Source organism: Streptomyces sp. NPDC033270, from assembly GCF_055576575.1.
Genome location: NZ_JBVIRA010000032.1, coordinates 82,387 through 91,245, shown reverse-complemented (window position 1 = coordinate 91,245; position 8,859 = coordinate 82,387). Strand labels below are relative to the sequence as shown.

9 protein-coding genes are annotated in these 8,859 nt (G+C 73.5%); 3 read left to right on the top strand and 6 right to left on the bottom strand.

The features are described from left to right. Window positions 1-217: 217 nt before the first annotated feature. Genes bioD through bioB form a run of 3 tightly spaced genes read right to left on the bottom strand, consistent with a single transcriptional unit; the run spans window position 218 to window position 3,379 of the window. Window positions 218-907: a dethiobiotin synthase gene (bioD, locus tag ACZ5XZ_RS33790; protein WP_468985151.1), complete on the bottom strand. Its 690-nt coding sequence runs from the start codon at window positions 905-907 to the stop codon at window positions 218-220. Window positions 908-921: 14 nt separating this feature from the next. Next, the gene (locus ACZ5XZ_RS33785) at window positions 922-2,226 is read right to left on the bottom strand and encodes an adenosylmethionine--8-amino-7-oxononanoate transaminase (RefSeq protein WP_468985148.1); all 1,305 of its coding nucleotides are present in this window, start codon (window positions 2,224-2,226) and stop codon (window positions 922-924) included. Continuing rightward, window positions 2,219-3,379 (bottom strand): biotin synthase BioB, encoded by a 1,161-nt coding sequence (bioB, locus tag ACZ5XZ_RS33780; RefSeq protein ID WP_468985145.1) that lies wholly within the window; start codon window positions 3,377-3,379, stop codon window positions 2,219-2,221. Before bioB ends, ACZ5XZ_RS33785 begins: the two co-directional genes overlap by 8 nt. A 156-nt stretch (window positions 3,380-3,535) precedes the next feature. Here bioB and ACZ5XZ_RS33775 point away from each other — a divergent pair, with 156 nt between their 5' ends. Both ACZ5XZ_RS33775 and ACZ5XZ_RS33770 read left to right on the top strand, forming a co-directional pair. Further along, window positions 3,536-4,762, top strand: a complete 1,227-nt coding sequence (locus tag ACZ5XZ_RS33775; RefSeq protein ID WP_468985142.1) for an 8-amino-7-oxononanoate synthase — start codon at window positions 3,536-3,538, stop codon at window positions 4,760-4,762. Window positions 4,763-5,018: 256 nt separating this feature from the next. Then, complete coding sequence (locus ACZ5XZ_RS33770) at window positions 5,019-5,447, top strand: ATP-binding protein (RefSeq protein ID WP_468985139.1); 429 nt, start codon at window positions 5,019-5,021, stop codon at window positions 5,445-5,447. Between the two features lie 107 nt (window positions 5,448-5,554). On the opposite strand, the gene ACZ5XZ_RS33765 is transcribed toward ACZ5XZ_RS33770, so the two are convergent. Both ACZ5XZ_RS33765 and ACZ5XZ_RS33760 read right to left on the bottom strand, forming a co-directional pair. Continuing rightward, on the bottom strand, window positions 5,555-6,148 hold the full coding sequence (locus ACZ5XZ_RS33765) for an NAD(P)H-dependent oxidoreductase (RefSeq protein ID WP_468985136.1): 594 nt from the start codon (window positions 6,146-6,148) through the stop codon (window positions 5,555-5,557). Window positions 6,149-6,459: 311 nt separating this feature from the next. After that, window positions 6,460-7,377 (bottom strand): LysR family transcriptional regulator, encoded by a 918-nt coding sequence (locus tag ACZ5XZ_RS33760; protein WP_468985133.1) that lies wholly within the window; start codon window positions 7,375-7,377, stop codon window positions 6,460-6,462. A gap of 71 nt (window positions 7,378-7,448) precedes the next feature. Between ACZ5XZ_RS33760 and ACZ5XZ_RS33755 the strand changes: the two genes are divergently transcribed. Continuing rightward, window positions 7,449-8,129: a LysE family translocator gene (locus tag ACZ5XZ_RS33755; RefSeq protein ID WP_468985131.1), complete on the top strand. Its 681-nt coding sequence runs from the start codon at window positions 7,449-7,451 to the stop codon at window positions 8,127-8,129. A 65-nt stretch (window positions 8,130-8,194) separates the two neighbouring features. Here ACZ5XZ_RS33755 and ACZ5XZ_RS33750 read toward each other — a convergent pair whose 3' ends face one another. Continuing rightward, complete coding sequence (locus ACZ5XZ_RS33750; protein WP_468985128.1) at window positions 8,195-8,842, bottom strand: GNAT family N-acetyltransferase; 648 nt, start codon at window positions 8,840-8,842, stop codon at window positions 8,195-8,197. Between the last annotated feature and the right edge of the window lie 17 nt (window positions 8,843-8,859).

Below are 8,859 nucleotides of genomic sequence, written 5' to 3'. Positions count from 1 at the left end.
CAAACAACCGCCCGCCGCAGGCGACACGGCGCGAAAGCCAGACAAGTCGGCCGCAGCAAAGCGCAGCGGAGGGGCCCGCCGCAGGCGCAACGGCGCGAAACCCCCACGGCGGCACGGCCAACAACGTGGGCCGCAGCAAAGCGCAGCGGAGGGGCCCGCCGCAGGCGACACGGCGAAGAACCACCACGGCGGGAAAGCCGAAAGCGTGGGGGGGAAATTAGGGGCGACGAGCCCCGCTCAGCGTCGGGGACAACCACCCCGGCGCCGCCGCGCGGAACGCGTCCGGGGGGAGTGTGCCCGAGCCCTCGGGGATGACGCCGAGCAGGGGGGCGCCGGCGGCGTCGGGGAGGTCTTCCAGGTTGCAGCGGGACGCCAGATCCGGCTCGGACGGCCAGCTGCCGACGACGACACCGGGGCTGTCGAGCCCGTGGGTGCGCAGCGCCAGAGCGGTCAGTGCCGTGGCGTTCAGGGTGCCCAGACCGGCCTGGACGACCACCAGGACGGGGGCCTGCGCCAGGCGCGCGGCGTCGGCCAGCGTGTGGCCGTCCGCGTCGAAGCGTACGAGCAGCCCGCCGGCGCCCTCGACCAGCACCAGGTCGTGCGAGGCGTCCAGCTTCGCGGCGGCCTCGGCGATCTCGTGCGGCCGCACCGGCGGCAGACCGGCCCGCAGGGCCGCCGTAGCGGGGGCCAACGGGTCGGGGTAGCGGGCGAGTTCGAGGGTGGTGACCCGACCGGCCAGCCGCTCGACCTCCGCCGCATCGCCGGCCTCGTGTGCCGCGACGCCGGTCTGGGCGGGCTTGAGCACCGCCACCGAACGGCCCGCCGCGATCGCGGCCGCGGCGATCGCGGCCGTGGTCACGGTCTTGCCGATCTCCGTGCCCGTGCCGGACACGAACAGCACTGACATCTCTGTGTTTCCTCTCAGCCCTCGCGCGCCGCCGCGCACACCGCGGCGCAGATGCGCGCCACATCGTCGTCACCGGTGATGTACGGGGGCATGGTGTAGATCAGATCGCGGAACGGGCGCAGCCAGACGCCCTCGCGGACCGCCGCCCGGGTCGCGGCCGTCATGTCCACCGGGTGGTCGAGCTGGACGACGCCGATCGCGCCGAGTACGCGTACCTCGCGCACCCCGGGGACGTTCTCCGCCGCCGCCAGCCCGTGCCGCAGTCCGGCCTCGATCCGCTTGACCTCCTGCGCCCAGTCCTGGGACAGCAGCAGCTCGATCGAGGCGTCGGCGACGGCCGCGGCCAGCGGATTGCCCATGAAGGTGGGGCCGTGCGCCAGTACCGGCAGTTCGCCGCGCGAGATGCCGTCGGCGACGGCCGCCGTGCACAACGTCGCGGCCAGGGTGAGATATCCGCCGGTCAGCGCCTTGCCGACGCACATCACATCGGGCGCGACGCCCGCGTGGTCCGCGGCGAAGAGGGTGCCCGTACGGCCGAAGCCGGTGGCGATCTCGTCGAACACGAGCAGGACGCCGTGCGCGTCGCAGGCCTCCCGCAGCACCCGCAGATACCCGGGGGAGTGGAACGACATGCCGCCCGCTCCCTGCACCACGGGCTCCACGATCACCGCCGCCAGCTCCTCGGCGTGCCGGGCGATCAGCTCGCGCAGGTGCGCCGCGTACGCCTCGTCGGGGGCGGCGTCGAAGCCGGCCGGCGGTGCGTCCGCGAAGATCTGCCGCGGCAGCACGCCCTGCCACAGCTCGTGCATGCCACCCTCCGGGTCGCATACCGACATCGGCTGCCAGGTGTCGCCGTGATAGCCGCCCCGCCAGGTCAACAGGCGCTGTTTGCGGGGCTTTCCGAGTGAGCGCCAGTACTGCAGGCACATCTTGACGGCGACCTCGACGGACACCGAACCGGAGTCGGCGAGGAAGACGTGCCGCAGCGGCTCCGGGGTGATGTCCACCAGCCGCTTGGCCAGCCGTACGGCGGGCTCATGGGTGAGCCCGCCGAACATCACATGGCTCATCCGCTCCAGCTGGCCGCGTGCGGCGTCATTGAGCACCGGGTGGTTGTAGCCGTGCACCGCCGACCACCAGGAGGACATGCCGTCGACCAACTCGTCCCGGCCCTCGGCCGGTTCGGCCAGCCGCAGCCGGACGCCGGAGGCCGACTCGACCAGCAGCGGCGCGGCCCGGCCGGGCATCGGCCCGTACGGATGCCACACGTGCTGCCGGTCGAGCGCGAGCAGCTCGCGGGGAGCGAGCGGCTCAGGCATTGGGCGGCAGGTCGGTACCGGCGCCGCGGCGGCGCACCGCCACCAGGTCGCGGCGGTTCTCGTCGGTCGGCGCGGGGACGGTGGCGGCGGGTGCCCCGGCGTCGGCGTCCGCGGTCCGCGCCGGCTCCGCGTCGTCGTCTCCGTGCTGCCTGCGGTGCTCGGGCAGCGTCGTGGTGTCCGTGCCCTCGACCTCGAACCCGGCGTCCTCGATCATCGCCAGATCGTCCTTGCCGGCCTGGCCCTCACTGGTCAGGTAGTCACCGAGGAAGATGGAGTTGACCAGGTGCAGGGCCAGCGGCTGCAGGGTGCGCAAGTGGACCTCGCGGCCGCCGGCCAGCCGCACCTCGATGTCCGGGCAGACGAACCGGACCATCGCGAGGATGCGCAGCGCACGCTGTGGGGTGAGGTTCCACTCCTTGGCGAGCGGGGTGCCCTCGAAGGGGATCAGGAAGTTCACCGGGACGGAGTCGGGGTCCAGCTCGCGGAGCGCGAAGACCACATCGACGAGGTCGCTGTCGCTCTCACCCATGCCGGCGATCAGCCCGGAGCAGGCGGACATGCCCGCCGCCTGGGCCTGCTGGACGGTGGAGACCCGGTCGGAGAAGTCGTGTGTGGTGCAGATGTCGCCGTAAGTGGCTTCTGAGGTGTTGAGGTTGTGGTTGTACGCATCGGCGCCCGCCGCGCGCAGCCGGCCGGCCTGGCCGTCGGAGAGCAGCCCGAGGCAGGCGCACACCTCCACGCCCTCGTTCTGCTCCTTGATCGCGGAGATCGTCTCCGAGACCCGGTCCACGTCCCGGTCGGTGGGACCGCGGCCGCTGGCCACCAGGCAGACCCGCTTGGCGCCGCCGGCCACTCCGGCGGCCGCCGCCTTGGAGGCCTCATCGGGCTTGAGCCAGGTGTACTTGAGGATCTCGGCCTTCGACCCCAGCCGCTGGGAGCAGTACGAGCAGTCCTCGGGGCACAGGCCCGACTTGAGGTTGACCAGATAGTTGAGCTTGACCCGCCGCCCGAACCACTGGCGGCGCACCTTTCCGGCCGCGGCCACGACATCGAGCAGTTCGTCATCGGAAGTCGCCAGCACGGCCAGCGCTTCTTCACGGGTCGGCAACTCGCGCCGCAGTCCCTTGTCCACCAACGTGTTCAGCAGGTCCATGGCGTTGATCCTGACGTACGCCCCCGCCCCCGGCCAAGGAGGATTCCCACAACGAGCGGCGATCGGGGTGTGTGTATCGCCACACTGTGTGCGTGCGGAACGACCGCTAACGTCTATCGACAGCCCACAATCGAGGCCGAACGACGAAGGACGCCGATGCCGCAGGACTCCGCCCCGCCGCTGCTCCGCGACGCCCCGCCCGAGCCCCGCGCCGGGCACTCGGCCGCACCGTCCCGCAAGGCGTACCACACGGCCTTCGACTGGATCGACGCGACACACGCCGAGCGCCAACGGGCCGGACTCGTCCGCACTCTGCGCCCCCGGCCCGCCGACTCCCCGCTGCTCGATCTGGCCAGCAACGACTACCTCGGACTCGCCCGCCACCCCGAGGTCACCCACGGCGCGGCCGAGGCCGCACACCGCTGGGGCGCGGGCGCGACCGGCTCGCGGCTGGTCACCGGCAGCACCGAGCTGCATGCCCTGCTGGAGGCGGAACTCGCCGCGTTCTGCGGCTTCGAGGCCGCTTTGGTGCTGTCGTCCGGCTATGCCGCAAATCTCGCCGCCGTCACCGCACTCACCGCTCCCGGCACCCTGGTCGTCTCCGACGCGGGCAACCACGCCTCCCTCATCGACGGCTGCCGCCTGTCCCGGGCCCGTACGGAAGTCGCCCCGCATGCCGATCCCGAGGCCGTACGCGCCGCGCTGACCGGCCACGACGGCCGGGCGCTGGCCGTCACCGACTCGGTGTTCTCGGTCGACGGCGACGCCGCGCCGCTGCCCGCGCTCGCCGAGGCCTGCCGGACCAGCGGCGCCGCGCTGCTCGTCGACGACGCACACGGCCTCGGTGTCCTCGGTGACGGGGGCCGCGGCGCGCTGTCGGCGGCCGGACTGGCCGGTGACGGCGATGTGGTGGCCACGGTGACCCTCTCCAAGTCGCTCGGCTCGCAGGGCGGTGCGGTGCTCGGCCCGGCCCGGGTGATCGAGCACCTGGTCAACACCGCCCGCTCGTTCATCTTCGACACCGGCCTCGCCCCGGCGGCGGCCGGCGGCGCGCTCGCCGCGCTACGGCTGCTGCGCCGCGAACCGCAGCGCGCCACCCGCGCCGGACAGGTCGCCCGCGAGCTGCACGGCCGGCTCACCGCGGCGGGCCTGGCGGCCGTGCGGCCGGACGCCGCGGTGGTCTCGGTGCGCGCCCCGTCGCCGGAGGCCGCGGTCCGCTGGGCCGCCGACTGCCGTGCCGACGGCCTCGCGGTCGGCTGCTTCCGGCCGCCGTCCGTACCCGACGGGATCTCCCGGTTGCGGCTCACCGCCCGGGCGGATCTGACGGACCGCCAGGTCGACCGGGCGGTCGGAACGATCGTGGCCGCGGCGCCCACGGGCTGAGGCGACCGGTGGACGGTTGCCCGCAGGCCTCGCCACAGGGACCCCACGCGCCCCAAATCAGGTCTCCCGTGGCAGAGTTCACCGCATTGAGCGACAGAAATCTGTATAAGTTGGTGGATCGGGCACCACACCGCCAGCATGGGTGGCAGTCTGGCGCACAGCAGAAGTCCGAGGCCGAATCGGTGTCCCGAGCGGCATCCCAGCACCCTGGTCAGCGGACCGGAGCCGGCCTCGGTGGGAAAGGGACGGCGTCGCGATGGCAGACCACCAAGAATCGTCACTCACCCTGCCGAGCGCCCCGGACTCGGTCGTCCTCGCCCGCCGGCACACCCTGGCCGTGCTCGCCGAATGGGGCCTTCCCGCCGACACCGAAACCGCCGACTCCGTCCGGCTGATCGTCTCCGAACTCGCCACCAACGCCGTCCAGCACACCTTCGGCCAGTCCCCGACCTTCACCGTCGAGTTGCGGCTCGACCGGGACGAGGTGCTGCGGGTCGGCGTCACCGACAGTCATCCGCGCCGGCCCCGCCGGCTGCCCGCCGCGGTCCAGCAGGACAACGGCCGGGGCATGGTCATCGTCCGCTGCCTCGCGGCGGAGGCCGGCGGGCGCCTCTCGGTCGTCCCCACCGAGTCCGGTGGCAAGACGGTGTGGATCACGATGCCGTGGCAGGTCACGGTCCGCTGACAGCGCGGCGCTGTATTGCAGGAACCTTTCGCTACGGGGTGCGGGGCCCTGTGCCACGGCTTCAGCGCGGGAACAGGTGCCCGGCGCCACCGTGCCGTGTGCCACGGTCAGGCCAGCAGCGCGGCGGCCTGCCGGCGTGCCTGGTGCAGCCAGGCCGCACGGGTCTCCTCGGCCGAGTCGGCGACGGTACGGAAGACGGTCCGGCGCACGTCGGTGACGCCCACGTACGGCAGCACGCACGCCGCCCAGATCCGTTGCAGCGGGTCGCCGAACTCGCCCTCCTCGCGGTCGGCGGGGGTGTCGGAGGTGTTCAGGACGAGGGCCCGGCGGGCGGGCAGCAGCCCCGCGGGCTCCCCCTCCGCGGTACCCAGCTTGTAGGCGACGCCGGGTGCGAGCACCCGCTGCACCCACCCCGTGAGGACCGCGGGCGGCATGCCCCACCAGTTCGGATGGATGAACACCAGGGAGTCGAGCGTGGCCACCTCCGCCCGGTGCAGCGAGACCTGCGAGTCCTGGGAGGACGGCGCCGACCGGACCGTTTCGGTCTCCTCGGCGGAGAGCAGCGGCGCGAAGCCCTCCGCGTAGAGGTCGTGCGCGAGCACCTCGCACCCGCGGTCGCCCAGCTCCGCCACGACGGCGTCGAAGAGAGCGTGGTTGAAGCTGCCTGGGCGCGGGTGGGCAAGGTACACACCGATACGCATGGTTCGTCCCCCGGTCGAGAAGAGCGGTCAGCGGCCGCGATGCGTGGGGGCTGGCTCGCGTGCCTCCGCGCCCACTCGGCCGAGCCGTCATTATCCGTGAGCGGCCGAACAGGGGGGCGATTTTTTTCGGGATCATGCCGTCTCTCGGCCGTCTCTCGGCTGTCCCTTGGCTGTGCCTCGGCCGTCTCTCTCGGCTGTCCCTTGGCCGTCCCTCGGCTGCCTCGGGGCCGGGTCGCCGGCGCCGGTGCCGGCGTCGGCGGCCCAAGGACGGCCGGGGCGCACCGGGCCTGACAGGGCTTTACGGACATGGCCTACGGGGCGCCGGTGGGGCGGCTGAAGGCTCCGTGCAGCAGGGCGCGCAAGGTGTCCGCGGCGGGGGTGCCGCCGCCCGGGCGGTAGGCCACCGAGATCCGGCGGCGCAGCTCCGGTGGGTCCAGCCGGCGGACGCCCAGCGGGGTCATCGAGCCCTCCGCCATCATCTCCGGGACCACCGCCACCCCGAGTCCCGCGCTCACCAGCGCACACACCACCGCATAGCTCGGTGACTCGCAGCGCACCGCCACGCTCGCCCCGGCAGCCGCCAGCGCCGCCTCCACCTCGCGCCGGTTGGGGTTCGCCGGAGCCGTGCTGACCAGCGGCTGACCGGCCAGCTCGGTCAGCGGCAGCCGTCCACAGCCCGCTGTCAGGGCGTGGCCCGGCGCGGTGACCAGTACCAGCTCCTCGGTCAGCAGGGGGTCCAGCAGCACCCCCTCCGGCGGCGGCATCGCCGGACCCGGCACATACTCGTGCGTCAGCGCCAGATCGACCTCGCCGAGCGCCACCGCCTCGGTGGCCTGCGGAGGTACGTACTCCGTCACGCTCAGCTCCACATCGGGGTGCGCGCGTCGGAACGAGCTGAGCGCGGGCGGCAGCAGATGGGTGCCCGCCGTCATGAACGTGCCGATCCGCAGCCGCCCGCCGGACAGCCCCGTCAGCACGGACAGCTCGTGCCGGGCCTGCTCCAGCTCGTCGAGCACCCGCCGCGCGCGTACGAGCAGCAGCTCACCGGCCGCCGTCAGCCGTGCCCCGCGATGGTGGCGTACCAGCAGCGCGGCCCCGGCCTCCCGCTCCAGCTTGGCGAGCTGCTGGGAGAGCGCGGGCGCGGTGTAGCCCAGCCGGGCGGCCGCCCGGGTGATCGAACCGGCCTCCGCCACCGCCACCAGCGCGGCCAGCCGCGTGGGGTCGTACATCACCACCTCTTTAGGCCCCCCAAGAAGATTGTCCATACCCATGAAAGCCTCTGGCCGGCGAAGCTGCTCCTATGGACGGACAGCTGATCGCCTTCACCGGAGTCGCCGCGGGCATGGTCACCATGCCGGGCGCGGACTTCGCGGTCGTGGTGCGCAACGCCCTCGACTCGCGCCGGGCGGGGGTGGCGACCGCCGTCGGGGTCGCGGGCGGGCTCTTGGTGCACACCGCGCTGGCGGTCGCCGGGCTCGCCGCGGTGCTGGTCGCCGTGCCCGGGCTCTTCGGCGCCGTCCAACTCCTCGGCGGCGGCTATCTGCTGTATCTGGGAGGGCGCGCGCTGATCGCGGCCCGCCGCCCGAGGGCCGCCGACGCGGAGCCGCCGACCGGCCCGGACGCCGATGCCGCCGGCGTCGCGCCCGCCGCCGGCGCCCGTCCGGCCGCTCTGCTGGACGCCGCGCAAGGACTGCGCCAGGGCTTCTTGACCAACGCGCTCAACCCCAAGGCCCCCGTGCTCTTCCTCAGCCTGCTGCCGCAGTTCGTTCCGGCGGGCCAGCCGGCGCTGCCCCGTACGCTGCTGCTGGCCACGATGGTCGTGGTGATGGCGCTGGTGTGGTTCCCCGCCGTCGCCCTGCTCGTCGACCGGCTGGGTACCTGGCTGCGCCGCCCGCAGGTCGCCCGCGTCCTGGAAGCCGTCACCGGCGCACTGCTCAGCGCCCTGGGCGGCATCCTGCTCGTCGAGCTGCTGGTCGGTTGAGGGGAGCCCGCCGGTCCAGGGAGGCGTGCGCGGGCTCGGCCGCGGTCCGTGGGGGCCGGCGGAGTTCAGCCGCGGCCGCCGTACGGCACCATCAGCACCTCGGCACCCACCGGGACGAACCCGGCGGCCAGTATCCCGCGCACGCTGCGGGCGTTACCGGGCGCGACCTGCGCCCACAGCAGCTCGCCGGCCGGAAGGAGATGCCGGGCGGCCTGCGCCAGCCTGCGGCCCAGACCGCGCCCCTGGCCGCCGGCGTCCACTTCGACGGCCAGCTCCCAGCGGCCGGCCACACCGCGGCCGATGACCACCGTTCCGCCGTCGGCGGTCGTCCAGGCCCGCACCTCGTCGCGGTGGCGCAGCGCGCGGGTTATCCGCGGATGGCTGCGGTCCGTCGTCTCCACCAGCTCCAGCGGCGGCGGTCCGGGCAGGGCTCGGGCGACCGTCGTCATATCGATGTTGTTGGCCTCGCGCCCCACCCGCTCGCCCAGAGCGGTCAGAAACGGCGGGCTGAGCGGCCCGGCGAGATCGCCGGGCGCTATCCGCTCATGGACCCATGCGGGCTCCACGTCCGCGAACACCACGGCATGGCAGGTGAAGGACGCCACGCCGATGTCGCGCGGGGACGGCTGGGGCAGCACCGTCACCGATCCGTCCGCGGGCGGGAAGCTTCCGCGCGCCGCGGCCGTCAGCAGCTTGCTCAGTTGCCAGGTCACCCCGTCAAACTACCGAG

Coding starts and splice junctions, on each gene's coding strand:
- bioD (WP_468985151.1), bottom strand. CDS start 907: ATGTCAGTGCTGTTCGTGTCCGGCACGGGCACGGAGATCGGCAAGACC.
- ACZ5XZ_RS33785 (WP_468985148.1), bottom strand. CDS start 2,226: ATGCCTGAGCCGCTCGCTCCCCGCGAGCTGCTCGCGCTCGACCGGCAG.
- bioB (WP_468985145.1), bottom strand. CDS start 3,379: ATGGACCTGCTGAACACGTTGGTGGACAAGGGACTGCGGCGCGAGTTG.
- ACZ5XZ_RS33775 (WP_468985142.1), top strand. CDS start 3,536: ATGCCGCAGGACTCCGCCCCGCCGCTGCTCCGCGACGCCCCGCCCGAG.
- ACZ5XZ_RS33770 (WP_468985139.1), top strand. CDS start 5,019: ATGGCAGACCACCAAGAATCGTCACTCACCCTGCCGAGCGCCCCGGAC.
- ACZ5XZ_RS33765 (WP_468985136.1), bottom strand. CDS start 6,148: ATGCGTATCGGTGTGTACCTTGCCCACCCGCGCCCAGGCAGCTTCAAC.
- ACZ5XZ_RS33760 (WP_468985133.1), bottom strand. CDS start 7,377: ATGTACGACCCCACGCGGCTGGCCGCGCTGGTGGCGGTGGCGGAGGCC.
- ACZ5XZ_RS33755 (WP_468985131.1), top strand. CDS start 7,449: ATGGACGGACAGCTGATCGCCTTCACCGGAGTCGCCGCGGGCATGGTC.